The organism is Legionella norrlandica, assembly GCF_000770585.1.
Lineage (GTDB): Bacteria > Pseudomonadota > Gammaproteobacteria > Legionellales > Legionellaceae > Legionella > Legionella norrlandica.
The window spans coordinates 35502-61422 of the sequence record NZ_JNCF01000007.1 but is presented as its reverse complement, the minus strand read 5'-3'; the positions used below and the strand labels follow the sequence as shown (position 1 = coordinate 61422).

Genomic DNA, 25921 nt, shown 5'->3' with positions numbered 1-25921 from the left:
ATGATCTCTTATGAAAATTTGATTCAAGTATTGGAAACTTTCGAAAGAAGCTTAGGTAATCCTTTTGATGAGGATTCCCCAGTAAATTTTCAACAAATTTTGCTGGCGGATGAGCAGGAAGTATTGGCTTGGTCTCAAATAGAGTTTATTCAGCAATGGGGATATATGGACTATCTCATACCTCGTTATCTGGGAGGCAAGCTGAATTCATTGGATGAAATATATTCTTTAAGCAAGCTTATAGCCAGGCGGGATATCGCAACTGCTATTATGTTCGGATTAGCTTTCTTTTCTGCATTGCCAATATGGCTCGCTGGGAACTCAGAACAAAAGAGCCTCTTAAGTGAACGTCTCCGCAGAGGTGAGATTGGGGCTCTCGCATTAACTGAAGAGGGGCATGGAAGCGATTTAACTTCCAATGAGATGATGGCGAAACCAACCCAGGAGGGTTGGGAAATTTCTGGGCGCAAATGGTGTGTGAATTTTGCAACTTTAGGCGAGTATGCCTCAGTATTATGTCGTACGCACGAGAAGGGGGGGCTATTGGGTTTTTCCTTGTTTTATATTGATAAGAAATCAGTAGAAACAGGAATTTCAACAACACCCAAGTTACCTACCCATGGCGTCAGGGGTCTTGATATTAGCGGTTTTTCTTTTGATAAAGTAAAAATACCCCAAAATGCATTAATAGGTAAAGAGCAACGTGGTTTGGAGATAACCTATAAGGTGTTTCAAATTTCACGCATGTTATGCTCTTGCTTGGCAGTGGGAGGAGCGGATACTGCTCTGAGGCTGGCTTTATCCTTTAGTTTACAAAGACAGTTATACAGCAAACCTGCTTTTGAAATACCAGCGGTAAAACAAAGATTAGGTGAATTGTTTACTCTATTGTTGATTGCGGATTGTACTTCTCATGTGATAGCCCGCGCTGGCACTGTGATGCCGGAGAAAATGAGTTTATGGTCTGCGATTATTAAATTTCTTATTCCATCCATTGCTGAAGATATAGTAGAACAATGTGCCATTATTTTAGGCGCGAGAGGCTTTTTGCGAACGACGGAATGGGCTATTTTTCAAAAAATAAGGCGCGATATTCAGGTGATTGGTTTATTTGATGGAAGCACTCAGGTTAATTTATCTCTTATTGCGGGTAATTTATTACCACAAGCAGGGATGAGAGGAAAAAATTTATTGGCAAACAGAGAAAAATTAGAGCAAATTTTTAATATTCATTGGCCTTGTCCTCCTTTTGAGGAGGATAATTTATGCCTATTTACTCATGAAGAGGATGATGTATTTGCGGGAATTATGCATTTAAATTCACCCCCAATCTACAGGTTCATATCCTCAATACGCCAAGAGATTGAAAAACTGGATAAAGAAGTCATCGCTTTGCGTGATTTCAAATTATTTGACCCCCGCAATTTAAATGCTTTTCGTTTGGCAGAAAAATATTGCTGGATTTTTGCGGCCAGTTGTTGTTTGCAATTTTGGCATTATAATCAAGAATTTCTTTCTAATGATTTAAAAAATACAGATTGGTTGAGCTTGGCGATGCAGTTAATACTAAAACGCTTGAATTCAGGCCAAATGATAGACAACATTTTGCAAGAAGCCATGAGCAAACGGTTGTATTCCTATTTTCAGCAGAGCAAGTTATTTTCTGTGATGTCAATTCATGTTATGGAGTAATCAGAAATGAATTGGAAGAGATTTTTAATTGCTGCAATCACAAAGAAAAAATACCAATCATTTCTGGAGGATACGAAACATCCTAAGGATGTTAGGGATCGGTTATGGAATCAGGAAATTGTACCTTTGCTGATACAGTCTCATTATTGGGGCGACTGGTTAAAAAATAAGTCTTCTCTGGATCTAAATGATTTTCCAATTACGGAATACGAAGATTACCAGGAAGGATTATTGTCGGCACAAAATCAGACGATTCAGCCATTTAATGGTGAGAAATTGATTTTTTGGTCTGAAACCTCAGGAACTTCTGGAGTTCGAAAGTTTTTTCCTATCACATCTTCTTTCCAAAAGCAATTTCAGCGTACGATGGCACCTTATATTCATAGCCTCACTCAACGTTTTTCTGGTTTTTTTAAGGAAAAAATATTATATCTTGTTGCGGTAGATACCCATAAAACGACTCCGGCTGGTATTCCGGCCGGGTGGATCAGTAATTTTAATTATCGTCACTTACCTTCCTTCATCAAACGATTTTATGCCATGCCTGATGAGGTATTTGCTAGCCATGAGACTTATAATCAGTGGGGACCTGTCTATGCTTTAGCTTCTGATTTAAGCGCTGTCTTTGCTGTGACGCCTATGGTGGTTGATATTTTTTATCAGCGCTGTATTGATGGATTCCAGGATTACCTTCCTTATTTATTAGGACATAAGAAGCTTCCGTCTCATTTTCCTCCTCTTAAAATCACGCGAAAGCGACTAAAGCTTTTACAGGGGTTAGCTAAAAATCATGATCTCTCATTCAAACAACTTTGGCCGTCTTTGGAAGTCGTTGGATGTTGGACATCCGGGCTTTGCGAGTACCCAGCGCAGCAATTACAAAAATTGCTAGGCTCCGAAATAAGATTGGTAGATGGTACTTATTCCGCAACGGAAGGTTGGTTTACAGTGCCTTTAGAAACCAATAGTGTGGGTGGCATTTTACATCCTGGTGCCCATATTGTGGAGTTTATCCCAGAAGGGGATACCATTGTAAAAGAGAATCTTTTGCAATGTTGGGAATTGGAAGTAGGGAAACAATATGAAGTGTTTTTAACAACGGCCATGGGTTTTGTTCGTTATAGATTGAGAGATATTGTGAAATGCACTGGTTACCTGAACAGTTCCCCAAAACTGGAGTTTTGCTATAAAACTCAGCTTTTAAAACTGGAGACTTGTTCAATTACCGCTCAAGAGTTACAGGGTGCGATGCAATTGGCAGGTTTGAATATGGAGCCTTATTGGTATTTTGCACGTAATAGCATTGGAAATCGCATTGTTTTAGTGACTGATGAAACAGAGCTTCCTGAGCTATTGTTAAAGCAATTACATGACCAATTAACCCAGATTAGCCCGACTTACGCCCATAGTGTTGAAACTGAAGAGGTGATATCCCCGACGTTATTGCAGTTACCAAAAGAGAAGTTACTAGCTGGCCTGCATGGTCAAACCAAACCAAAGTTAATTTCGCAAGAGGTCATTACTGAGAGATGAAGAATAATCCTAGAAAAAGCAGTTCAATCTACTGCTTTTTCTAGGATTAGTATCGAGGTGTTAAGTCCCTTTAAGTCCGATTTTTCTAAATTTTGGGAGATAATGAATCTCTATCCAGAGAATTTTGTATGGCGCGTATAATGTCACCAACGCTGTTGTCCTTGCCACTCACCGCGATCTCTTCACCAAAACCATCAAATAAGAAAGATTGTTCAACAAAGTCAGATAAATCTTCTATTTCTTCCCTGTAATCGGTTGGTTTATTACTGAAGTAGGCTGGGTTATAGCGAAAATTTACTTTATCTAAGCCCCTAGCTCGATAATATAAAATGATAGTTTGTAATTGATTTTGAAACGCCACAAGATCTCCGAAGAAAGTGTCATAAGGCATCTGATTAGTAATAGCGTTACTCAGTCTGGCTGAAGTTTCTTTTAGATTTTTAATAAACTCATCAGGATTTATATTTTGTTCTGCCTTTAGATTTTTTTTAAACTCCTGAAAAACTGACTCTTCAATTTTTTCTCTTGTCTGTTTTGGTATGATTTTTGTTTCTACGTTTTTTCTTATAGTTTCTATCTTTTCTGGTGCGATTTCTGTTTTTATTTTTTTTCTTATCTTCTTTATCTCTTTTGCGATTTCTGTTTCTATTTTTTCTTTTATTTCTTCGGATAAGGTTTTTGCTTTTACTTCCTCTCTTATTGCGTCTATCTCTTCTGGTATGATTTCTGTTTTTACTTGGAGAGAACCAAGAGTGCCCCCATGATCTTTAAAGGCATTCAGAAACACTGAAACAAAGCGATTTATTGTGATATGGTAATTTCCCCAAGTAAGCATCATCCATGCTTGCAGGCTGGTTTCAGGTATTGACGCGTTTGGTATTGTATTATGTAGCATGATTATCTCACTATTAGTTGATATTGGTGGCATATAATATATTCTTTTTGTTAAAAAGCAAGCCATTTTGAATCCAAATTAAATGCAATGATAAAAATATGTTATATAATTTAAAACGATAGCTCATAAAAATAAGGCAAATATCATGGACATGAAAAAATATATTTTATCCCTTTCTTTGTTTACATTGATACACTCTTCAGCTATCGCGACTACACAGGAAGGTGAAGAGGCTTACAATAAAGGGTACTACGAAAAAGCATTTATTCTGCTGTCTCCTGAAGCGGATAAGGGAGATGCCAAAGCACAATATCTGCTAGGTAAGATGTATTATAATGCACAAGGTGTTACCTATAGCCCAGAAAAAACAGAGCAATTATTACTGGCTTCAGCAAATCAGGGAAATGCTGATGCTCAGGTCTTATTGGCTGGGTTCTATTGGTACCAGAATACTCCTGAAGGTTACAAGAAAGCTTTTGAATGGTATCAGAAAGCAGCTGATCAAAATAACGCGGATGGTCAATATGGCTTAGGTTATATGTACGATACTGGGACAGGTGTTCCTAAGAATCCTGATGCGGCTATGGTTTGGTATAAAAAAGCGGCAGATCAAGGTAACTCCAATGCGGCTTTGGCCATCGGTTATAATTATGATACTGGCGGAGGGGGTAAAAAGGACAAGACAGAGGCAATAAATTGGTATACCAAAGCGGCTGATATGGGTAATGCCAGTGCCCAATACAATCTTGGTTTGATGTACGAGCAAGGGGATGGTGTTCCTAAAGATTTGACGAAAGCAGCTGAGTATTTTGAGAAAGCAGCTAATCAAGGACATCCTAAATCCCAATTAGAACTTGGTTATTTATACGATTCAGGCAAGTTGGGTAAAACGGATCTGCAAAAAGCAGCCTTCTGGTATCAAAAAAGTGCTGACCTCGGCAATCCCACAGCGCAATATAACTTAGCAGACATGTATTTTTATGGCGACGGAGTCAGTAAAAATCTTGAACAATCTGTGTTTTGGATGCAGAAATCTGCTGAACAGGGTTATGGGAAAGCTCAAAATCAACTGGGTGTTTATTATAGAGACGGTATTGGTGTAACTGCTGACCCTATAAAAGCTTACGCTTGGTTTATAGCTGCTAAGAATAATGGCTTTGAAAAAGCAAGCACCAACGTGACCGAACTTGAGAAATCTATGAATCCTGAGGATCTCAATAAAGCTAAAGCATTAGGACAACAATATACGGATAGTTACAAACCAAAAAGTAACTGATTAAATTACCTTACCTACCTGACCCTAATTATGGGGTTAGGTAATACTGGAATGGTGAGCTAGCTTATTTCCTGGCTGGCATGAAAGTGGCAGCCAGAGTCATTTCAACACGCTCTAAATGTCTTTCATTCTTTTGTTTATTTTTGCTAGTATAGTTTCCTCAAAAAAAGTCCAATGCACCTAAATTTTTAGGGGAAAGCCAGGGGTCAGAGGCTGATACTGGACGCGTCTATTGTTTTTAAGGAACTATACGATGGCAGAGCAAAAGAAAGCAAAAGCCAAAAATAAGAAAGCACCGATTAAGAAAAGTCAATTGACTACTTCCACGCTTATTTTTATTGATTTAATTTCTATTTTGTTTAGCTTAATGCCCAGTGTGGTGGCATTTAGCTCCACAGGTTTGTTTTTATATTATGGATTTTCAAAAACTTGGCTGGTCTTAGTACTTTCTCCTTTTGTGTTATTATTTTCGTTTATTTCTATTATTGCACTCATCAGAATCTGTTTGCCAAGACTTAAGCCGGGTCGGTATAAACGGGAATTGAATAAAGAGATGTTATCCTGGTTTTGTCATTTTGCATTGTCACGTGCCGCGAAAATTATTGGTCTTATTCATTTATTACAATCCTTTAATATTATTAAATATTTTTACTGGCGTGCGTTAGGAATTAAGGTGTCATTCCGAGTCATGAATTCATTTGATATTGATTTTGTTGATTGCCCTCTAATCACTATTGGGGAAGATGTTACACTAGCCAGTCAGGTATCCATTAGCTGCCACTCCGACGTTGGGAATTATCTTTTTCTTTCACCTGTTGTAATTGAAGATAATGTGTTTGTGGGAATGTCTACCAAAATTGGTCCCGGAACAACAATTAAAAAAGGGGCCTGGATAGGTTATGGGAATGCTTTTGTTAACGAAGTTATAGAAGAAAATGCAAAAGTAGGAAATGTCAGACCTATTCCTGAGTAGATTTCTTTTACTATTATGTAGCCTGAATTAAGCATATCGGGAATTCAGAATTTTGTGTTTTAATTCCTGGATTACGACCCCATCAAATTCAGACTATTGGCTTGATATCAATTTGTTTTCTAAAAGGATGTTGGTAATGAAAAAAATATTGTTGGCTTTATTATTTATTTCTTCAATAGCCCATGCTACTTGTACAGTCTATTTTAATAAACAACCTCTTAATAAAAAGCTATCTGACCCTTTATATTACCTATTATCTCACTCTGAAATATGCCCTCAATCTATTCAGGAATTGAGAAATACTATGAGATTCAATGGATTAGAAGAAGTCATAGGGATGGTTGCAAATCGTGGGAGAAATAATCCGAAGGAAGGCAGCTTTAGTTTTTTTGAATCAGTGCATGGTCGTTTGCCAAATAATCAATTTATAGATCGGGGAGCATTTTTTCTAGGGTATTTTACTGGGCTACAAGGTAATGAAATTATTTTGGATCAAGAACCCGTAGAAAATAAATTGTTGATTGAAGCAATTAGTTGGGATTCTCAAAAGGAGCTTTATAACTTTTATGAATTGCGAGGCGCAGAAAATAGAGGAGTACGATGGTTTTACAGAGGAAATTCAAAAGACGCTTATAAAGATAATACTTGGCTATATAGAATAAGCCCGGAAGGAGAGAACCATTTTGGTAACCGGATGCGATGCTCGGCATGCCATAACTCGGTGGCCTATCCTTAAAGAAATGATATTACCCCATAATGATTGGTGGGCCAATAATCGCCTGTTAATTCTAACCCCTAATAGGCCTAATCAGGATGTTAGTGATTTATTGGAGCAAGTTAAAGACGCTAGTTTCTTCGCTAATGAAGTAAAAAAAGGGATGAAACGTCTATCTGAAAGCCAAAAGATGATCAAATTTCAAGGAAAATTATCATTACAAGAACAATTAAGGCCTTTATTTTGTACCACTGAAATAAACTTAGAATCTAGTTCTGATTCAGGAGAAATGAATGTGTCGATTCCCTCATCTTTTTGGCTCAATCCACTATTGGGGAATATCGATTTAACTGTTTCTGATGAAGAATATAATCAGTTGCTGGAAGAGTTTAATATGCACTTCCCCGAGACCTCTTTACGCGATGCTGATCACGCATGGCTTACGCCAGTGAAGGGCAAGGCGGATCTCGATGCGATTAGGCAACTCATTCAACACCATATAATTAGCAAGCAATTTGCTCAAGCTGTATTAATGATTGATTTTATAAATCCTGTGTTCTCAACAGAACGGTGTGAGTTACTAACATTAATTCCAAAAACTGCTGAAGCGAATGATAAAGGGTGGGTTAAACAATTTATTGTTAATTTAAGACAGAATGAAGAGTCAGCTCGGGGGGCTCGGCAATTAGCTGATTTCCTAAGTGAAAAGCCGTTGGATTCTAAAAAACTAAGGGAACAAATTAAAATTTATCAATATTTTTTGAGGCAATCCATATCAACGAAGCTGGGATTAAAAAAGTATTTTCTACGCTTAATAGAATTGCGAAAATCGGTATTATCTAGTGAAATCTCACAAAATCCTTTAGGCCAGATTTTGGAACCTGGTTTTAGAGTAATTTTTCCTGAGCACAGGCAATGAGTGAGAACATCAGCACACAAGTTATACCAGGATTTGCTTTTATGATTTTGGGGCTCATGTCAAAAAGAGAATACTTAGAAATATTCTTGTATTAATGCGCGGTCACACCCCGCAGAGTGGTTCTTCGCGGAGGGTGACAATACCTTAAGTTTTTATGGGGCTGGGATTACCATATTCTGAATGATATTCCCTTTTCCAATGGTGAATTCTAAATGTAAGTAGGGGAGATTACAGAAAAATAATGCGACGACAAAAAATATTCCAGTCCCAATATTCCCTAAATAAATCCATTGCTTTTCCTTGTTTTCATTTAAAAAAGCGGTGATCGCATAAACCAAACTAAACAGCAGGGTAACCAATAAGTAAATGAAAGTATTAGTGTCTAATAAGAAATTTGAAAGAATCTTATAAGTCATCAAAGAAACCAGGAAAAATAAAACAACTCGATATACTCGTAACGATATTTTTAGCCATGAAGGATAATCTGATTTAATGCTGCCATCTTGGAAATAAGCATTGAAGAATACTATCCCGCTTATACTTAATGGTATTAACACTATCAAGGGGTTGATGTGTTCCTTTCCGCTAGAAAAGGAATGGGATGTATATAAGATAAAATAAAGGATGCTGATTGCTGCTAAGAGAGGAAACAGATAATACATAATTCTAAGTAGTAAAAAACGCATATTATGAATTATATTGATGTTCTGTTGCCCGACACCCAATCCCATAAAGAATAAGGTTGTATTGAGCACTAACTTGAAATCATGATTATAAAAGTATAAATCCCATAAATAATTACTTCCAACGGTTTTAAATACAAATGCCCCTAGCACAATGAGTAAATTAGCTAATGAGGAAAAGATGGAAGCAATAAATAAGAGTGGAATGGTATTCCATACCGCAGCAAATAAGCTGCTGTAACTTACTCGCCATGTGTTGTCATGATGGAAAGCATAGTGAAAACAATGAGCTACGTAAACAAAAAAAGGTAATCCAGGAAAAAAAGTAAAAAAATGAATATAGTCCCTGATCGAGTAATTAATCTGTAGAGGGAATAAGGGGATTGATAAAAAGAAGGCAAGAAGAAAACTGGTGCCAAGCAGTCGCAATAGGTGAATATTATTATAAGTAAGGGCAAACAAAATACTAAACAGAGTAATAACACTATAGATAAAGACTGTGGTATTGTGATTCCGGATCAGGATATCAACTATTATTCCTAGAAGTAATCCAATTAGAGTAAAAATATAAAGTTCTCTTTGAGCAACCATCCTGTATATCTCCACCGTGAAGTGATATTCGATTTTTTGAAACTCTACCACAAATAATAATGACTTATATTAGTAGAGTAAACTTCTATACCCTGTCAATTTGTTTATTTAAAGACAAAATGATTGAGTTTGGCTGTTATTATAAATAGCTATTATTAAATGTTTAGGTAATAATTAGTGAATATATTAAAAACAGGACAACATAAAAATAATCAATTTTGTAGTTAGGATGAGCGGTAACTAAAATTAGGGTTGTTATGAAGAGTAAAGAAGAGCGATTTATAGAATGGAGAGGGGAGTCTTCTGCTAGAAAAGAAAGGGCTTATATTAATACAGTTCCATTAGTTGACCAGTATGTTAAATCATTTATTTCTTTAGCTGAGTTATGGGAGGATATAGTAAACCCTGATTCTGAGAAAATTAAAATACTGGATGCTTATAACAGGCGTACTATGGGCATCTTGCTTTATTGTAAATTAACCATTGATGAAATTACGGAAAAAATTCCAGAAACGTTTAAAGAGGAGAAGGATTTACTCGCTGAATTAAGTCATATATTGAGCGAAGCCTATATTAATCCTACCTCTAATGTAAAAAGCAAAGTCGATGGCTTAATTTTAAGAATTAACCAATTGTTAGATAGGGAAATCTATTCAGATCCTAAATTGGCTAAGGAGCTCACTTTTGTTCTATACCTCATGTTAAGTACTTCCAAAAGGTCTTTGAAAAAAAATGAAGGATTAGCAAGTTGGTTCATTGATGTTAAAGGAATGTATAAAATTCTTGACAATCTATTGAATAAAACAGAAAAGAAAGCTGAAAAACTGGATAAACTCCTGTCTGAGCAAGCCAGTAAATCGCTGGATAGAAGCAAAAAAGAAAAAACCATACAAGATCAATTGAACGAACGTTTCCTAATCATTTTCAGTGAAAATAGCGACAGCAGCACAAAGCTTGGTAAGTTGCAGGATGGTGTGAAAGAAGCTAGTGAATGCTTAACAAGTATTGTTAATTTAAGAAAAGAAAAGGGTGATATTAGCGCAAAAATAATAACAATTCAGAGTTTGTTGAATGCGGTAGAAGAGAACGACAAAAAGATAACAGGAAGACAATATTTTTTAGATTTGGTAAATAGCAATAAGCAAGCCTTTGATATCCTTATGGATGTAGCGAAGAAAGGTGATTTAAAAACGCTACTAGAAGAAAAAATAGAACAAATTAGAAATCCGGGTTTTTATCAAAATGTTTCTGCCGCATTGCTTTATGGAGCAAGTTGGGTAACCTCTCTAACCACTGTGGTTTATCGTGCACTTACCTCTCAAGATATTCAGGAGACTGTCACGGATTATGTTCCTTCAACACAGGATAGCGAAGCAAAAGCTCTCCTTAAAGAACTGGCAAGACAGCAGATAAGAATGTTAACACAGCAATTACACTCTAAATACGAAGAGCTTTCTCAGAAATATAAGCAATTATCAAGTAATAATCCTGAATTAGAAGAGTTGTTGGCCAATGCCTCTTCAGAAAATCTTGCCGAAATTACAAAAGCAATAGATGGAACAGGTATAGTATTGGTTGGGTATAAGAAAATTAAAATGGAAGTTAAGAGTAAGTTAGAAACCCTTAAGAAAGATAAATTAGCCAGAGATGAATTAGCTGATTTTATAGAGAAAAATGATAATTGGTTAGTGAGACTTTCCAATTGGCTTGCCGAAAATATTCATGAGATATTTAAAACAGATACCGCACGGATGATAGATAAGGCTCGGAAAGCCCAGCAACAATTAGAAGAATTTGAGAAACAATATGAAACTGAAATTAAAGCAAGTCAAATAGAAGTTGAAAATAGTGATTCCTTGTCTCCAGAATTGAAAGAGCATTTAAAAAATCAACTCAGCTTAAATGAAACCGATCAAATCGGACTAAAGAAAAAAGGATTCTTTACTAGGGAAAGATTGGAAACCATCACCAAAGAAATCGAATTAAGATTACATCCCCAGTCGTCTGAGCAATTAGATAAGGAAAATAGTAAACATAGTGAAGAGGAAGTTTTCTTCAGACCTTTTGATATAGCATGAAAATAATCTTCCATATGGGTAGTTTTGCAGGTTCTAAAGTTTGTCTAATGACAACCTGAGTTGATAAGTCTATATTTATCAAAATGGCATGTTCCAATAGGAGTTTATTCATTGTGAATATTTTATTAGCAGGAGGCTCTGGATTAATAGGGCAAGAACTGATCCAGGGAATGGGGAAGGAGCACCATTTTACAGTGTTGGGGCGTAACAAAGACTTATTGGAACAGCTTTTTGCAGAAAAAGCGTTGTTTCTATCTTGGGATGAGCTAAATCATCAGGATGCTCACAGGTTTGATGTTGTGATCAATTTATGTGGCATAAATATTGCAACTAGGTGGACCCCAAAAATAAAAGCAGACATCATCAACTCAAGAGTTCAAACAACAGAAACCTTGATTAATTGGATTTTGCAACACAATGCCCAACCCCATATTTATTGCGCTAATGCTGTAGGAATTTATGGTATGCAAACAAATGGAGATGAGACTGATTTGACTGAAGAAACGAAAATCGATTTTGAGCACCCAAAGGATTATCTAAGTGAAATAGGGGTTCGTTGGCAACAAGCATTACAGAAAGCAGAAGAAGCAGACTTATCAGTAACCTCTACTCGTTTTGGGGTTGTCCTAAAAAAAGGAAAAGGTTTTTTAGGGAGATTGTATCCTAATTTTATCTGTGGTTTGGGAAGTACTATTGGAGATGGCAAGCAGTATCTTTCCTGGATAGATAGTGAGGATTTGGTTAATGCGTATCGGTTTTTATTAAATCATCCTGAGATGAAAGGGCATATAAATGTTACTTCACCGAATCCCTGTATGCAAAAAGAATTTGCCAGTGCTTATGCTAGAACGTTACATCGACCATTATTATTATGGACTCCCGCGTTTGTAATCCGTCTTTTGTTTGGTGAAATGGGAGATTGTCTCATTAATCATGGGCAAAAAGTAAAGCCTAAAAGGCTTTTGGAAGCGGGTTTTCAGTTTAAGTGGCCTACTATTGAAATGGCTTTAAAACATCAATATGCGAACTGATTCCACCAAGATTCAAGTTAAGCACCCTGAAACGCTTATCAATGGAAGGTATAACAAATCCCCTCTAAGAGAGGCGAGGGGATTTAAAGGGGCGAATAATTAACGGATGTTTTTAAAGTATTGTTTTAATTTTATTGGAGAAATTTGAGAGCTATCTTTGATAGCGGCCGCAATCAAATTAGGAGTGCCTGTGTCATAACTGCAAATAATATCATCACCTTGTTGATGAGGTACTCCAGGAGCATTCATATTGCTTAATACTTCATTAGATGTTTCTAATGCGGCTTCTTCTGAATCAGCTTCAATGGGCGCAATGAAAAATCCCCAAACAGAGGATGTGCTGTAATCGCTAATGTTATAAGCGAGATAAAAATTTAGCCCGATTTCTTCAGCCATAGGTAGGCCTTCTGCTTTGATTGCATTGATATCAGGGCAGGCACTTTGCTGAGAAGCAAAGACAGAACCAGCAAGAATTAAAGCACCAAAAACAGTTGCCAGTTTGGATTGAAACATCATGTTATTTACTCCTGAGTTGTTTTTAATTCCGCGCAAGAGTACCACTTGTCCATATGATTTACAACAATGTTTTAATTTGTGGTTGAAGATTAAGACTGGAGCAATAATGAGTCCTAACACTATATTTTTTGAAGATGGATAATGTGCTGCGCTCAGTACTGGTCTACTTTCTAAAAAGAGTAATTAGTGTCGTATATTAGGCAAACTAGAATTTTGATGAACTAATTGTTTATCAATTAATTGTAAAAGCAATTCTATTCCTCTTTCATACATCAGCCTATCATACCCCCCTTCTAAACTCCAATAGATAGTCTCGATGTATTCTTTATTCTTATCGTATAAAGTGAATAGAGATTCATAGAAATAGCTGAGATCATCATCATTAAAGCGAAATTTATGAGCAGCAACTTTCCCCATCATACGACCTTCAACGAATTTACCACAATAAGCCGTTTCGTTTTCGTGGGAATCCCATCCTGTAGGAAGGAATAAAGCAATTTTATATCCCTTTTCTTTTGCTTCCTTAAGCGACTCTTTTAATTGATGCAAAGCAAAAAGAAGGGCTGGGTGTACGCCCACTGATTTCCTGGGAGTTAAACTTAAATCCACCCCATAATAATTTAAATTGTTATGTTGCCAACAGCGAATATTTTTCCCTACATCAACACCTCTTGAATTAAACTCAGTACTAATGTAAGTGAAGTCCTGTTGGGGATATACTCTGGAATCAAAGACATCCACATGGCAAATAGGGAGATGAGAAAAGGAGCGTCTTAGAATGTCAGATAATCCATTGTCTCGATTTACATCAGTTCCAATAATGACAAATTTAAGTGGTGTTTTGGAATTTAGTTCGCTATGTTTTATCAATAGGGCAGTTTTGTTGATAAGACAAAAACCACTCCCCATTTGGGTGTAGGCATGATGAGTGGGCAAGCCAAAAGAAAAGTGGATTTTTGCAGGATGAGACAAAGTGGTCGCACAATCTTTAATTAAAACCTCAAAAGTTTTTGGAGTAATGACTATGTCAGCGTTTAGTTGTTTAAAGCCAAACTGTTGGGCTTGAATGCAGGACTTGATAAGTTGATAGAGATAATCTTCAGAATGCACCGTACTTAATGATCTTAAAATAATATCCTCTTGGGGTATTAAATGAAAAAGTGCAAGCGCTTTGGCTAAATCCCCTTCCTCTATAGCAGTAAATACCTGAAGCCAATAATCAGGTAAATTATTTCCTTCCGTCGTGATAATGGCTAACTCATCATGGGTTTTTATTACTTTAGACATGTGTTTAATGCGAGCATACTGATCTTCTTCTCCTCCTGCTGGCATAAGGCGCATTTGCTCATTATCTATGTCAGAGGGGACTTGAATAAGGTATTCTTGAGATGCTAATACTTCAGAATCCTTGATTTTTTCTTTTTTAAAAAATCTTTTTTTCATATGAATTCCTGAATACAGTCTTATATATTACCCTTAATCGCTCCGGTTTATTTTATTTAGAATAAGTCAGTAGGAGATTTTATTCCAGGGATTTTATTAGTTTATGACTATAAAGAGAAACCTTGCTGTTTTATAATGAATTTTTCTGAGGTTCTATTGCAGAAAGTAATGGCTTACCAGTACGTTCGAATTCTTGTGTACTATGCATAGGTACTTGTGGGAACCTCGGGGTCGCCTCTTTTATATTTTGCCCTATTGAGACGAGGGGTCTATGATACAACATCAAATAATCCAAATTTCTCCGAAACCCTATGGAGCGCATCTCATTACTGATGACGTTATGCAAAAAATTACCTTAAGAGGAACGGGTTTATTGCATTTATTTATTCAACACACGTCTGCGGCACTGGCTTTAAACGAGAATGCTTCTCCTGATGTCCTAATTGATTTGAATCATTTTTTTACTCAACTTGTTCCCGAACACCAGCATTATCATCATGATATGGAAGGACCAGATGATATGCCTGCTCATATTAAGTCAATTTTATGCGGTTCCTCTTTAACTATCCCCTTTCAGGAGAATAAGTTGCTATTAGGGATATGGCAAGGGATTTATTTAATGGAATTCAGGAAAAGAGCGGGTGCGAGAACTATAGTGGTAAGTCAATTAATTTGATATTAGGTATTCTTGCAACTTGGTCTGATAAGAAAATAATATAATTGTATTCTAAATTACTTTAAAAGCAGGGTGGCTTGATGATGCGCAATGAATGTAACCCATCTAAAAAAAGGATGTTTGCTGTAGCTAGTGTAGTATTCTTACTAAATAAAGGCGTTCTGGCCAATGATACTGCTGTAGGTGGAGGGGGATCTTTGCCAATCCCTATATCCCAACCTCATATTCAGATGGTGAGTGAATTAATCAGAATAAGTGGAGAGGAATTGAATGGAACTAAAATGAATGGTTCTTGGCATTATGATTGTAATTTCACTTTTAAGAATACCTCAAAGAAAGAAGTCACTATTTCAATGGCTTTTCCATTTCCTATCAATGATGGGAATTCTGAAATTGCTTTGCCAGCAGGGCAAACAACTAAGGCAGGTCAAGCATTGGTTTATGATTTTCTGGTTACAGTGGATGATAAGCAGGTTTCAGCGCGACGAGGAAACATAGCGCCTAACCAAAATAAAGGATTATATTATGAAGATGCGTATTTTTGGCAAGCAACATTTCCTCCATTGGCAACAGTTAAAATTCACCATGATTATATTACTGGTGCTACCTATGATGTTATGGGATATCATTGGGTTCATTATGTTTTAAAGACGGGAGCGCTTTGGCAGAACAATACCATTGGACACACACGACTCGAAATCATCCCCAATACACCGACACGTTTGTGTTCTGAGATAGATACAAAGGCAGATTACCTCGAAACAACTCCGCCTGGAATGAAGATTTCAGGTTCTGGGAAAAACAGAAAATATGTTTGGGATTTACTTCATTTTCAACCTAAATCCGATTTATCACTCTGTTTATTTACAGGGATAAGCTATGTTCGCTATAAAATGATTTACTCCTGGTTGAATACAGAGGATGCGGTTAGCAAATTGGCAAAGATGAGCAGTAAAGAATTAAGGTTATTGCGCAATACTGTCTTTGCACAATATGGGCGACAATTTCAATCACCTGATTTACAACAATATTTTAATAGGCAATGGTGGTATGTACTAAATCCTCATTATTCAGAGGATATGTTAAATGAAGAAGATAAGAAATTATTATCAATGATTCATCAAGCAAAACAGATGCATTAGAGAGTGAGTTCTCACAATGCCATCTGAGGAACCTCTTGTGGGACTACCAGAGGATAGCAAGTTTTGCAGGTCGATTATTTATTAGGGCTAATTTTTACCATAAAGCCCTATTATTTCGGTACTATCTATAATGTTACCTTGCATAGCTTTTACTACATCTTGGACTGTAGCATCTGACCCAAGAGTGAGGTAGTTACTCAAGGCATAAAGAGTAAAATAGTAATGATGTATGCCTGTAGGTGGGCAAGGACCACTATACCCTGTGGTATTCCAGCTATTCAACCCGCTCGTGGCCCCAGCTGGCGTAGAAGTGCCTTCGCTTAACTGTTTTACTTGAGCAGGAATATTAAACAATACCCAATGTATCCAATTACCACTGGGGGCATCGGGATCATGAACTATTAACACATAGGATTGAGTTCCTACATTGGGATCGCGCCAAATTAAAGGAGGAGAGTAATTTAATCCATTACACGTGTATTTTTGGGGAATAGCCGCATTTGATGCAAATGCTGGACTTTCTAAAGTTAATCCAGCAGCAAGGCATTCCTTAGCAAAGAGTATCAATCCTAATAGCAAAAATAGTAAATGTTTTAAAATAACCATTATTTCCCTTCAATGTTTATTGCAAAAGCTCCCAAGAATTTAATTCAATTATAGATTAAAATTGAAATTCTTTTGGTGATCAGAAGATACTATCGATTGTTGCATAGGAGATTTTCTTGTAAACTGATACTCTGCTCTGATAAAAAATTTCCCGATGATGTAATAGATGTAAGGAATTCTTTGATATTTTTAAAGGAATAATAATTATGAAAGCAATAGGATATTACCAATCTTTACCCATTAAAGATGATAAAGCGCTAGTTGATTTAGATATCCCGAAACCTAAAGCAACTGGTCATGATATTTTAGTTGAAATTAAAGCAGTGGCTGTGAATCCTGTCGATACTAAAGTGCGCCGCAATACTCAGCCTGAATCTCATGGAGCCAAGATATTAGGTTGGGACGCCGCTGGGGTTGTCGTTGAAGTGGGATCGGATGTGACTTTATTTAGACCGGGTGATGAAGTATGGTATGCCGGTGATATCACCAGATCAGGGTCTAATTGTGAGTTTCACCTGGTTGATGAGCGAATTGCAGCGAAAAAACCAAAATCATTAAGTTTTCAAGAGGCAGCTGCCCTGCCATTAACGAGTTTAACCGCTTGGGAGCTTTTATTTGATCGGTTGCAAATATCAGCAGAAGACAAGGGTATTTTATTAATTACCGGGGCTGCGGGTGGGGTTGGATCTATTCTAGTGCAGTTGGCTAGGAAACTGACTAATTTAACTATAATAGGAACAGCATCACGTCCTGAATCAATTCAATGGATCCTTAATAACGGAGCTCATCATGTGATTGATCACACCAAGGATATGAAATCTCAGTTACAGAATTTACATTATTCAGAAGTGGATTATGTGATCAGTTTGACTCATACCGACCAACATGCCAAATCATTAGTGGATCTTCTGAAGCCCCAAGGTAAATTTGCTTTGATAGATGATCCTCAGGACATAGACATTAAATTGTTTAAATTAAAAAGCATTTCTATCCATTGGGAAATGATGTATACCAGATCCATGTTCAAAACACCTGATATGATGAAGCAACATGAGATTTTGACGGAAGTCGCCCGATTGGTGGATGCCGGTAAAATTAGAACAACAATCGCTGAGAATTTAGGGACTATCAATGCTGCTAATTTAAGAAGAGCCCATGCTTTGTTGGAAGACGGCACGTCTCGAGGCAAAATTGTCTTGGATGGGTTTTAGAATTCGGAATGTTATTCTCATTTTGAACGTATTAGGTTGTTTTTACCAAAAATTGAGGATCTTATCCAACATAGCAGAGCCCTTATGATTATGCCGGATGTAGTGATTCTGCTATCATCCAATCAATAAGGGCTCTATATAGAACTTTTTTTCCCCTGCATTGATCCCCAGTAACTTTAAATCAATTTTCTATGTCAATTGGGCCAAGAATTTGTCGATCTCTTGGTCTTCAGCTGTCGATATTCTGGTCCTGATTAGAGTAATTTAATTCCAACAACATAAAAAAATATGCACAATGTTTTATTGTGTTCTATATTAATGATGACAGGAATAAAAAAATATAAGATCAATTGAATCAAGGAAATACTATGATTATTTATCTGCTATGGTCATTAGCAGTTGCATCATTTAGTTTTTCAACCTCTTCTATTCAAGCGTCCAAGGCCCAATCTGTGATGGGTGTTTTGTATAGTGAGATCCCTCCCATTAAGATGCCTTTGAATGAAATAAAAATGATGTTGCAAAAGGAGGGTACATTACTTCAGCCTGTTGTTATTGAAAAAGTGCTAACCACAATTCAATGTGCTAATGTTTATAACCTGGATAGAAATAATATATTAACTGTTATCGACTATTCTTTGCCTTCCAATCAAAAGCGGCTATGGGTATTTGATTTAGACAAGAAAAGATTATTGTTTCACACTTACGTATCGCATGGCATAAAATCAGGAACCCTATTAACTGATAAATTTTCAAATAAATTTGATAGTAAAGCCAGTAGCATAGGTGTTTATAAAACTGAACAAGCATATTATGGACGAGAAGGATTATCTTTGCGGTTAATAGGTTTGGATGCCAAGTTTAATGATAATGCGATGAACCGATATATTGTGATGCACGGTGGATGGTATATGGACGAACAATTTATCAAAAGATATGGCAGACCGGGTCGTAGCTGGGGTTGTCCTGCTGTGCCGTTGACAATTAAAAATCAGATAATTGACACTATAAAAAATAATTCTCTGCTGATTATTTATTATCCAAGTGATGAGTGGTTTGGTAAATCCAAATTTTTGAATTGTAATAAACCAAAAACTGTGCAAATCACTTATAAAAAGGATTCTAGAACTCAAACTCCTGTTGAAGATGAAATACGGGAAGATATTCTCTTTGTCGATCTCAATAAAAATAACAGCCGTGAGGAATACGAACCTATTATTACTATGTCAGCTGATAATTATGAACGTATTTTCCACTCAAAGGCGCCTTTATCCCGCATGTTAAGACGCCAGATTAATAAGGTCGAATATATTGCCTTGAGCAATGAAGAATTTAATCAATTAGTTCTTCAGGGGAACCGAGAGGGCTTAGAAGAAATTAATTTTGTAATACCAGTTATTATTATGGTACGTGGATATTATGAAACTCAAATGCAAATTGTAAATATGGGAAGGATTAAAGAAATCCATCCTAATTCTGATACGTCTCGGGTTATGCAAGAACCTGCTAAAAGTTATAATATAGATTTCGAAACAAGGCCTGCCGCCAAATTAAAAACAACAAATCATTTTATTCGCTGGTTGGGGCTGTGATCTTGGAAGTAAGTTATTTTTATGGGTAAATGAATGGTGCCCAATTCATAGGATTTAGGGATTCCTCAGAATCCCTGATTTAAAAGAGTTTGATATATCAACTGGATAGTGAGTCAACAATTTCCATAAGATAATGAGCTAATTCTTTTGATTTGGACACCATGGGAGAGTGGCTGGTATGCATGGAATAAATTTTATTGAAATGGGTTCTGCTTTCTAAGCGACGTTGCGTTGGAAGTGAAACGATCTGATCCTCAGTGGTTTCAATATAAAATTTGGGCATCGCTTCAAAGACATTAACTGGGTAATGAAGTTCTTCATTTCCAATATTAGCGGGTTCGGAAACCATGTTATGCAGAGCACGATTAAATTGCTGTGGCGTTGCATCAGCCATAAATGTTTCTTTAATTGGCCCCTCATAATTTAGAAGAAATACGGCATTATTTTCATCAAAAGTAACATCTTTTTCAAAATTGGCTTGATCTGTTGAGCTTAAACTATCGAACGCTTTCTCGCCATTCAATGGTACAACAGCAGCTACATAGGCCAACCCCTTCACTTTATTGCCGCATTTATTTAATGCTTGCGTAATGAGCGCACCACCTTGACTGTGCCCTACCAATACGACTGAACCTTTTTGTAAATTTGCCACCTGACATACTTTATCTACTGCTCGTAAAAGTGTGACATCTTTGTAGGCAATTCCATCGTCAGCTCTTCCAGGAACATCCATTGTAACGACATTATAGCCTGCATTTTGGAGATGGCTTTGTACCTCAAACCATCCATTACTTGTAAAAAGAGCACCATGAACGAGCACTATGGTTGGCTTGGCATGAGCTGATTGTGCTGTAAATGAACAAGACAACAAAGAAAATAAAAATAAAGCAGATAGTTTCTTAAACATCATATAACCTCCTGTGTGAATGACCTGTTCAAAATAAGCCATATTTTTTAATTAGTACAATATATTATTTATATAACATCGATTTAATTTATTTATTGATGATTAGGGTGCTGACACTCTAAGGGTGCCCAATTTAGGCATTAAACATCAGAAAACATCGGTCGGTGCTTCAATTCGTCCCCCCATGTAGGGCCTATTTTAAATAAATCGCTTAAGAGGTAATCTAGATATTCACAGCCAGAATTTTACTGCTTTTTCTAGGGTTAATAATTTATCGATGAAGTGGTGGGTAGCTTTTTACCACGCGATTAAGTTGGCTTATTGCGGTGAAATTAGTGGTATTAATATTTTAATAAGTATTTCACCATATAATTTAGGAATTATTTATGTGGAGCTCAGAATGGCAATTAATTTTAAAGAATTTCAGATTATCTACAATAAAATACAGGCATATAATAATATTACAATTCGATACACTAAAGAAAAAGAAGGTCAAATCATACATAAGGAAACAAAACTTTACAGGAAAGAAGGGCGTTTTTATCTAAAAGCAATAGAATGTAATGAAACTCTAAACACTAAAAAAATTATACAAGATAAGCAAGAAATCACAAAGGATTCTTTAAACAAACAACATGCATATATTTCAACTTTATTTTCGCACATAAAATTTCCAAGTATGGCAAGTGGCAACTCTTTTGAAGGATTTAAGGACTCAAAAAATAAATTAAAGTGGTTTATAAGGTATTTTCTTTTAGATACTGAATTGATTGGCGGCCTTGTTGGACGAATCATAGCATATACGGCAAACAAGGAAAATAAACATTATAAGACCATTCCATCCAATGTTTTAGCTAAAACATTAGGTCCTTTGATTTTTCCTGCTGGCTCAAAAAAACCAACCATAGATCCAATAAACCAACGTGGAATTATTGTTATTGATAGTATTTTACATAAACAATACAAAGCACTACGAGACTACAGACCTGTATACAAAAATGGCGAAGGGGCTATTCGATTTAAATCAAAACCAGTTGAAATACAACTGCGTAAAAATGATATTAAGCTCGAAACCGTGATTGCATCAAATAGTTTGGTTAAATTACATAATAACCACGATCATCTTCATGTAATCTATTTCAGTGGTAATAGCGGGTGTTTTCAGCAAGACCATAAGATGGTAGCTGAAAACCTTCTCTGTTATGAAAAAGACGGTTTACCTGTCACTGCAATTCAATTTAATTACCCTGGAATATTAAATAGTGAAGGACAGGTAGAGATTGCACAAGATCTCATTGATGCGGGTATTGCGCAAGTTCAATCTTTGCTTGATCAGGGCGTTCCGCATTCGAAAATTGTTTTGCATGGTGTTTCTCTGGGGGGGAGTATTGCTAGTCATGTTGCGGCACATTTCCATAAATTGCCTAAGCAGGACAATTTCAATGAAAAACAAACTTTAGGTGGGCTCTATGTATCTCGGACTTTTGCTTCTACAGCACAAGTTGGGCGTGATTTTTTTAATCGTGCCCTGGGAGATAATATCCTATCACGAATAATTTCTACTTTCTGTCTTCCTTTGATTAAATTAGGAACATGGGGGTCAGAATGGGATTTGGATACTGGGAAGGCTTTTTTTAGTTTGCCAAGAGATAAACGGAATTATTCTGTAATAATTTCTCCCAAGTTACACAGAGAAAAATACAGGAAAGAACATAGGGGAACCTTTTTCCAAGAGCTTTTTGATTTTATTTTAAGACGAAAGAAAAACCCAGTTGACGATGCTATTTTAAGGCGTGGTTTACATGATTCGTGGGAGAAAAAATTTGAAGGGTACCTGATTAAGTGTGGCTATTATGGTGAGAAGGCAAAAAATAATTATCCTAAAGAGAATAGCTATCGTAAAATGATGGTTGTTGATTTTAAAAAAGGACAGTTTGCTCCTGATATAGATGGTCATGCCAAAGCCAATTATTGCTATAAACAGGGTAATCAGTATATAGATCCAAAGAAAAAATCAAAATCAATTGGTTTGGTACATCGTGCGACGCCAGTAAGAAAAATGACGCAAGATGGGAATGAAATGCATGTTCTTCCTATACGAGGTAATGAGGCCGGGGAAGTTGCTCGGCGTTCTATTGCAAAAATGGCACGATAAATATTCGCATGGGGAGTAAACCATGAAACTTGGCTTGCTCCTTGCCCGTTTGGCATATGGTTCGATATATTGGTCTCCCAAAAATCATATCTTATCTTGTGTATTACTAATGTCTTTTTATCGTGTTCTATTTGCACAACGAATAACAGTTCCCTATAATGCGTTTCACTGATGACCGTAATGTTTTTATTAACATTTAAGACAATGAATCAATTCAGCAAATAGCCTTCACGGAGATAGAATGGTTTTTTCATCTTTAATATTTCTTTTTTTATTTCTTCCGTGCCTAAACCTGACTTATCTTGCTTGCCTAAAACATATCAAGTGGCAAAATTTTGTTTTAATGCTCTTTAGCTTATCCTTTTATTATTGGGGTGAGAAAGATCATATGTTTATTATGCTGGCTTGTATTTTTATAAATTATCTGTGTGGCTTGTTTATTGAGAACAGTAAAAACCCCAAACAACGAAAAATCTATTTAATGACCTCCGTAACCGCCTCACTTGCGATGCTAATCTATTTTAAATACTTTAATTTTTTCCTTGATTCCCTGAATAGTGTCTTCGATTTGAATATCATGGGGATCAGCAAGATAGTATTGCCTTTGGGGATCAGTTTTTACACTTTTCATGCGTTGAGTTATGTTATTGATGTTTATTGGAAAAAAGTTCCGGCGGAGCACAATTTTGTTACTTTCGTTTGTTATGTGTCGTTTTTTCCTCAATTAGTAGCAGGACCAATAGTTCGTTATGCCGACATAAGGCATTCTTTTTATCATCGATACATAACTCGAGCAGGTCTTCGTAATGGGATTTTGCGTTTTTGTTTTGGTTTGGCAAAAAAAGTGCTTATTGCCAATGAGGTGGCGAAGCTTGCTGATTATGTATTTTATCTACCCACAAATGAGCTCACATTTGTTGTAGCCTGGCTTGGTGCTATAGCCTATGCCTTACAAATCTACTTTGATTTTTCTGGCTATTCTGATATGGCGATAGGTCTTGGTTTGATGTTTGGATTCAAATATAAAGAAAATTTCAATTTCCCATATAATGCTCTATCTATTCAGGAATTTTGGCGGAAGTGGCATATCTCATTATCCAGTTGGTTCCGGGATTATCTCTATATACCTCTTGGCGGAAGCTATAAATCCAAATTTCAAACGCAGATCAACTTGATCATCGTATTTGGTTTGTGTGGTTTGTGGCATGGTGCTAATTATACTTTTATTATCTGGGGATTATTTCATGGTTTTTTTCTTATCCTGGAGAGAACCTCTTTTGGGTATTTCTTAAAACAATTACCTAAAGTCATTCGTCATGGTTATGTTCTATTAGTGGTGATCATTGGTTGGGTGTTTTTCCGGGAAGAAAACCTTCAGTCTGCATTTGAATTTATTAAAACGATGTTTGCTCCTACTGAGTTCAACTTGGATATCATAGCCGGATGCCTCAATATTATCCTGGTTTTTGCTTTGGTTGTTGGCATTATCCTTTCATTAGGATTGAATAACAGGATAAAAGATAGCCTAACTCTAAAAAGAAACAAAAATTGGATTATGACTTATAAACAATCCAGCAATGCTTTGGGTATACTGGTTTTACTTATTTCCATTTTGTTATTAAGTACTAATTCATATAACCCTTTTCTTTATTTTAGGTTTTGATTATGCGCATTTTTTCCAAGGCTTCCGACCATTTTGTAATCTTTGCCTTTCTATTGATAATTTTTATACCAGGGATTGGTATGTTTTTGGGAAAAAAAGCTGAAGAAGTTAGAGTTCTTTTAAATAGAGAGCCGTATCAACTGCCACCTATCAATATTAAAAAAATTGGTCGTACTGATTTTAAAGGTATTGAAAACTGGTTTGTTGATAGAGCTCTATTTATCACCTCATTGAGCAAGTTCTGGAGCAATGTTGTTTATAAATTAGGTACCAGTATAAAGCCTGGACAAGCTATTTTAGGTAAGGAGGAATGGTTATTTTTAGGCAATGATTACGCAGCATCCATTGATCAATACACAGGGAAAAATAAACCAACAGAGGAAGAGATACTTCTTAAGTTGTCTGTTTTAAAACAGATGAATGATCTAGCACGTCAGAATAATATTCCCTTTTTGGTCGCAATTGCTCCTGACAAACAGGAGATTTATCCTGAATATTTACCAAATAATATTCATAAAGGTTCCAGCAAAAATAGGCTGGAACTTTTGCAGGAAGCTATGTTAGCTAATGGTATTGATTTTGTTAATCTGAAACAAAAAGAAATCGAAGCTAAAAACATTCTTGGTAAGCAGTATGGTGATCTTTATTTAAAAGGAGATAGCCATTGGAATTATCTTGGAGCTTATGCCGCTTATCAAGCGATCTCCGATTATATGCTGAAAAAAGGGCTGCAAAGCAGGCGATTGCAATTTAATTTTATACGTCGGCAAACCACCTATTCTGATCTCACCAATTTTTTACAACTTACACACATTAAATCAAACAACCCCCTTCCTGATGTTTCGAATTTAAAAATAGATTTATTTGGTCGAGACATTGCTGGGAAAGAAACTAAATTAACAGACTTCCAAGGTAATCCCAATGGAGTAATACTTGTTGCGCCATATGAAAATATTAATAAAGCCATAAAAAATAAACAAACCTGTTTATTAATAGGCGATAGCTTTTCTGAGTCTCTAAGTTTTTATTTTCATAATGATTTCTACAATACTGTACGTATTCATTCAGGGAATACGTCGTGGAATTTGTCTGATTTGATTCAAAAATATCATCCTGACCTTATTGTATATGAAAAAGTGGAGCGTGATCTGCTCTATCCACTGGTCAATTTTCAAATCACAGCACATCAAGTGAATTTTCCTAAGATCCCTAAACAGGCTTTCGCAGTGAATGGACAAATTGATAAGTTCAAGATTGAGCCGGATAAAATTACTGTACAAGGATGGGCCTATATCCCTGGTTTGGATGCTGGAAAGGGGGAGGTGTATTTAAAATTGGCAACAGGGTCTCAAACCTATTTTTATAGTATGAATAAAATACAAAAACAAAGTGTCAGCCTTGCTTTTAAGCAGGATGGTAATCATCTTGATTTAGCGGGGTTTTCTGGAACTATTCTGCGCAAGGATTTGTCTGCGGGTACTTACGAAGTGTCGTTGGTTGTCGTAAATGATAATGTGACTGGAGAAATGAAACTTCCCAATACCTATATGCTGGGTTAATAGATTGTTTAGGGATATTCTTGCGCCAGCCCATCGGTTTAGCGGGCACTTGCAATGATGAGGCT

Annotated in this window: 21 protein-coding genes; 15 read left to right on the top strand and 6 right to left on the bottom strand. The window is 36.3% G+C overall.

Annotated features, from left to right (window positions below; all coding sequences use genetic code 11):
• Positions 1-1692, top strand: a complete 1692-nt coding sequence (locus tag OK13_RS03060; RefSeq protein ID WP_035887553.1) for an acyl-CoA dehydrogenase family protein — start codon at positions 1-3, stop codon at positions 1690-1692.
• 6 nt (positions 1693-1698) lie between these two features.
• Entirely contained in the window at positions 1699-3225 is a 1527-nt protein-coding gene (locus tag OK13_RS03055; protein ID WP_035887551.1) for a GH3 family acyl-acid amido synthetase, read from the top strand.
• Positions 3226-3310: 85 nt separating this feature from the next.
• On the opposite strand, the gene OK13_RS03050 is transcribed toward OK13_RS03055, so the two are convergent.
• Positions 3311-4120: a hypothetical protein gene (locus OK13_RS03050; protein ID WP_152571555.1), complete on the bottom strand. Its 810-nt coding sequence runs from the start codon at positions 4118-4120 to the stop codon at positions 3311-3313.
• 145 nt (positions 4121-4265) lie between these two features.
• On the opposite strand from OK13_RS03050, the gene OK13_RS03045 reads away from it, so the two are divergent.
• The 4 genes from OK13_RS03045 to OK13_RS15065 all read left to right on the top strand — a co-directional run bounded on the left by OK13_RS03045 (position 4266) and on the right by OK13_RS15065 (position 8003).
• A complete protein-coding gene (locus tag OK13_RS03045; RefSeq protein ID WP_035887548.1) occupies positions 4266-5396 on the top strand; it encodes an SEL1-like repeat protein in 1131 nt (376 codons plus the stop codon).
• Positions 5397-5649: 253 nt separating this feature from the next.
• Complete coding sequence (locus tag OK13_RS03040; RefSeq protein ID WP_035887546.1) at positions 5650-6369, top strand: hypothetical protein; 720 nt, start codon at positions 5650-5652, stop codon at positions 6367-6369.
• A gap of 136 nt (positions 6370-6505) precedes the next feature.
• The gene (locus OK13_RS15070; protein ID WP_241480379.1) at positions 6506-7105 is read left to right on the top strand and encodes a hypothetical protein; all 600 of its coding nucleotides are present in this window, start codon (positions 6506-6508) and stop codon (positions 7103-7105) included.
• On the top strand, positions 7053-8003 hold the full coding sequence (locus tag OK13_RS15065; RefSeq protein WP_241480378.1) for a hypothetical protein: 951 nt from the start codon (positions 7053-7055) through the stop codon (positions 8001-8003). Before OK13_RS15070 ends, OK13_RS15065 begins: the two co-directional genes overlap by 53 nt.
• 152 nt (positions 8004-8155) lie before the next feature.
• Here OK13_RS15065 and OK13_RS03030 read toward each other — a convergent pair whose 3' ends face one another.
• Entirely contained in the window at positions 8156-9277 is a 1122-nt protein-coding gene (locus OK13_RS03030; protein ID WP_035887544.1) for a hypothetical protein, read from the bottom strand.
• 257 nt (positions 9278-9534) lie between these two features.
• Between OK13_RS03030 and OK13_RS03025 the strand changes: the two genes are divergently transcribed.
• Both OK13_RS03025 and OK13_RS03020 read left to right on the top strand, forming a co-directional pair.
• Entirely contained in the window at positions 9535-11355 is a 1821-nt protein-coding gene (locus OK13_RS03025; protein ID WP_052117541.1) for a purine NTPase, read from the top strand.
• Positions 11356-11468: 113 nt separating this feature from the next.
• Positions 11469-12386 carry a TIGR01777 family oxidoreductase gene (locus tag OK13_RS03020; protein ID WP_035887542.1) on the top strand — a complete coding sequence of 306 codons (918 nt, stop codon included), beginning with the start codon at positions 11469-11471 and terminating at the stop codon, positions 12384-12386.
• Positions 12387-12485: 99 nt separating this feature from the next.
• Here OK13_RS03020 and OK13_RS03015 read toward each other — a convergent pair whose 3' ends face one another.
• Positions 12486-12902: a DUF4949 domain-containing protein gene (locus OK13_RS03015; RefSeq protein ID WP_035887539.1), complete on the bottom strand. Its 417-nt coding sequence runs from the start codon at positions 12900-12902 to the stop codon at positions 12486-12488.
• 183 nt (positions 12903-13085) lie between these two features.
• Positions 13086-14345 carry an acetylpolyamine amidohydrolase gene (locus OK13_RS03010; RefSeq protein WP_035887537.1) on the bottom strand — a complete coding sequence of 420 codons (1260 nt, stop codon included), beginning with the start codon at positions 14343-14345 and terminating at the stop codon, positions 13086-13088.
• Positions 14346-14616: 271 nt separating this feature from the next.
• On the opposite strand from OK13_RS03010, the gene OK13_RS03005 reads away from it, so the two are divergent.
• Together OK13_RS03005 and OK13_RS03000 are read left to right on the top strand one after the other, a co-directional pair.
• Positions 14617-15021, top strand: coding sequence for a secondary thiamine-phosphate synthase enzyme YjbQ (locus OK13_RS03005; RefSeq protein WP_035887534.1), 405 nt, complete (start codon positions 14617-14619; stop codon positions 15019-15021).
• A gap of 80 nt (positions 15022-15101) precedes the next feature.
• Complete coding sequence (locus OK13_RS03000; RefSeq protein ID WP_241480375.1) at positions 15102-16163, top strand: YARHG domain-containing protein; 1062 nt, start codon at positions 15102-15104, stop codon at positions 16161-16163.
• Between the two features lie 87 nt (positions 16164-16250).
• Here OK13_RS03000 and OK13_RS02995 read toward each other — a convergent pair whose 3' ends face one another.
• Entirely contained in the window at positions 16251-16769 is a 519-nt protein-coding gene (locus OK13_RS02995) for a YbhB/YbcL family Raf kinase inhibitor-like protein (RefSeq protein WP_035887532.1), read from the bottom strand.
• A 206-nt stretch (positions 16770-16975) separates the two neighbouring features.
• On the opposite strand from OK13_RS02995, the gene OK13_RS02990 reads away from it, so the two are divergent.
• Positions 16976-17980: a zinc-binding alcohol dehydrogenase family protein gene (locus OK13_RS02990; RefSeq protein ID WP_035887529.1), complete on the top strand. Its 1005-nt coding sequence runs from the start codon at positions 16976-16978 to the stop codon at positions 17978-17980.
• Positions 17981-18348: 368 nt separating this feature from the next.
• A complete protein-coding gene (locus OK13_RS02985) occupies positions 18349-19572 on the top strand; it encodes a murein L,D-transpeptidase catalytic domain family protein (RefSeq protein ID WP_035887527.1) in 1224 nt (407 codons plus the stop codon).
• Positions 19573-19669: 97 nt separating this feature from the next.
• Here OK13_RS02985 and OK13_RS02980 read toward each other — a convergent pair whose 3' ends face one another.
• The gene (locus OK13_RS02980; protein WP_160264729.1) at positions 19670-20482 is read right to left on the bottom strand and encodes an alpha/beta fold hydrolase; all 813 of its coding nucleotides are present in this window, start codon (positions 20480-20482) and stop codon (positions 19670-19672) included.
• A 397-nt stretch (positions 20483-20879) separates the two neighbouring features.
• On the opposite strand from OK13_RS02980, the gene OK13_RS13830 reads away from it, so the two are divergent.
• The 3 genes from OK13_RS13830 (at position 20880) to OK13_RS02965 (ending at position 25856) form a co-directional block, all read left to right on the top strand.
• Complete coding sequence (locus OK13_RS13830; RefSeq protein WP_160264728.1) at positions 20880-22634, top strand: alpha/beta hydrolase family protein; 1755 nt, start codon at positions 20880-20882, stop codon at positions 22632-22634.
• 388 nt (positions 22635-23022) lie between these two features.
• Positions 23023-24297: an MBOAT family O-acyltransferase gene (locus OK13_RS02970; protein ID WP_241480374.1), complete on the top strand. Its 1275-nt coding sequence runs from the start codon at positions 23023-23025 to the stop codon at positions 24295-24297.
• 2 nt (positions 24298-24299) lie between these two features.
• The gene (locus OK13_RS02965; protein WP_035887518.1) at positions 24300-25856 is read left to right on the top strand and encodes an alginate O-acetyltransferase AlgX-related protein; all 1557 of its coding nucleotides are present in this window, start codon (positions 24300-24302) and stop codon (positions 25854-25856) included.
• Positions 25857-25921 lie beyond the last annotated feature (65 nt).

Bases quoted from the DNA above. Each gene is read 5' to 3' on its own strand.
- OK13_RS13830 (WP_160264728.1), top strand. From the start codon at position 20,880: ATGGCAATTAATTTTAAAGAATTTCAGATTATCTACAATAAAATACAG.
- OK13_RS03050 (WP_152571555.1), bottom strand. From the start codon at position 4,120: ATGCTACATAATACAATACCAAACGCGTCAATACCTGAAACCAGCCTG.
- OK13_RS03025 (WP_052117541.1), top strand. From the start codon at position 9,535: ATGAAGAGTAAAGAAGAGCGATTTATAGAATGGAGAGGGGAGTCTTCT.
- OK13_RS03010 (WP_035887537.1), bottom strand. From the start codon at position 14,345: ATGAAAAAAAGATTTTTTAAAAAAGAAAAAATCAAGGATTCTGAAGTA.
- OK13_RS03005 (WP_035887534.1), top strand. From the start codon at position 14,617: ATGATACAACATCAAATAATCCAAATTTCTCCGAAACCCTATGGAGCG.
- OK13_RS03015 (WP_035887539.1), bottom strand. From the start codon at position 12,902: ATGATGTTTCAATCCAAACTGGCAACTGTTTTTGGTGCTTTAATTCTT.
- OK13_RS02980 (WP_160264729.1), bottom strand. From the start codon at position 20,482: ATGATGTTTAAGAAACTATCTGCTTTATTTTTATTTTCTTTGTTGTCT.
- OK13_RS02990 (WP_035887529.1), top strand. From the start codon at position 16,976: ATGAAAGCAATAGGATATTACCAATCTTTACCCATTAAAGATGATAAA.
- OK13_RS03040 (WP_035887546.1), top strand. From the start codon at position 5,650: ATGGCAGAGCAAAAGAAAGCAAAAGCCAAAAATAAGAAAGCACCGATT.
- OK13_RS02970 (WP_241480374.1), top strand. From the start codon at position 23,023: ATGTTTATTATGCTGGCTTGTATTTTTATAAATTATCTGTGTGGCTTG.
- OK13_RS03060 (WP_035887553.1), top strand. From the start codon at position 1: ATGATCTCTTATGAAAATTTGATTCAAGTATTGGAAACTTTCGAAAGA.
- OK13_RS02985 (WP_035887527.1), top strand. From the start codon at position 18,349: ATGATTATTTATCTGCTATGGTCATTAGCAGTTGCATCATTTAGTTTT.
- OK13_RS02995 (WP_035887532.1), bottom strand. From the start codon at position 16,769: ATGGTTATTTTAAAACATTTACTATTTTTGCTATTAGGATTGATACTC.
- OK13_RS03055 (WP_035887551.1), top strand. From the start codon at position 1,699: ATGAATTGGAAGAGATTTTTAATTGCTGCAATCACAAAGAAAAAATAC.
- OK13_RS02965 (WP_035887518.1), top strand. From the start codon at position 24,300: ATGCGCATTTTTTCCAAGGCTTCCGACCATTTTGTAATCTTTGCCTTT.
- OK13_RS15070 (WP_241480379.1), top strand. From the start codon at position 6,506: ATGAAAAAAATATTGTTGGCTTTATTATTTATTTCTTCAATAGCCCAT.
- OK13_RS03000 (WP_241480375.1), top strand. From the start codon at position 15,102: ATGATGCGCAATGAATGTAACCCATCTAAAAAAAGGATGTTTGCTGTA.
- OK13_RS03030 (WP_035887544.1), bottom strand. From the start codon at position 9,277: ATGGTTGCTCAAAGAGAACTTTATATTTTTACTCTAATTGGATTACTT.
- OK13_RS03045 (WP_035887548.1), top strand. From the start codon at position 4,266: ATGGACATGAAAAAATATATTTTATCCCTTTCTTTGTTTACATTGATA.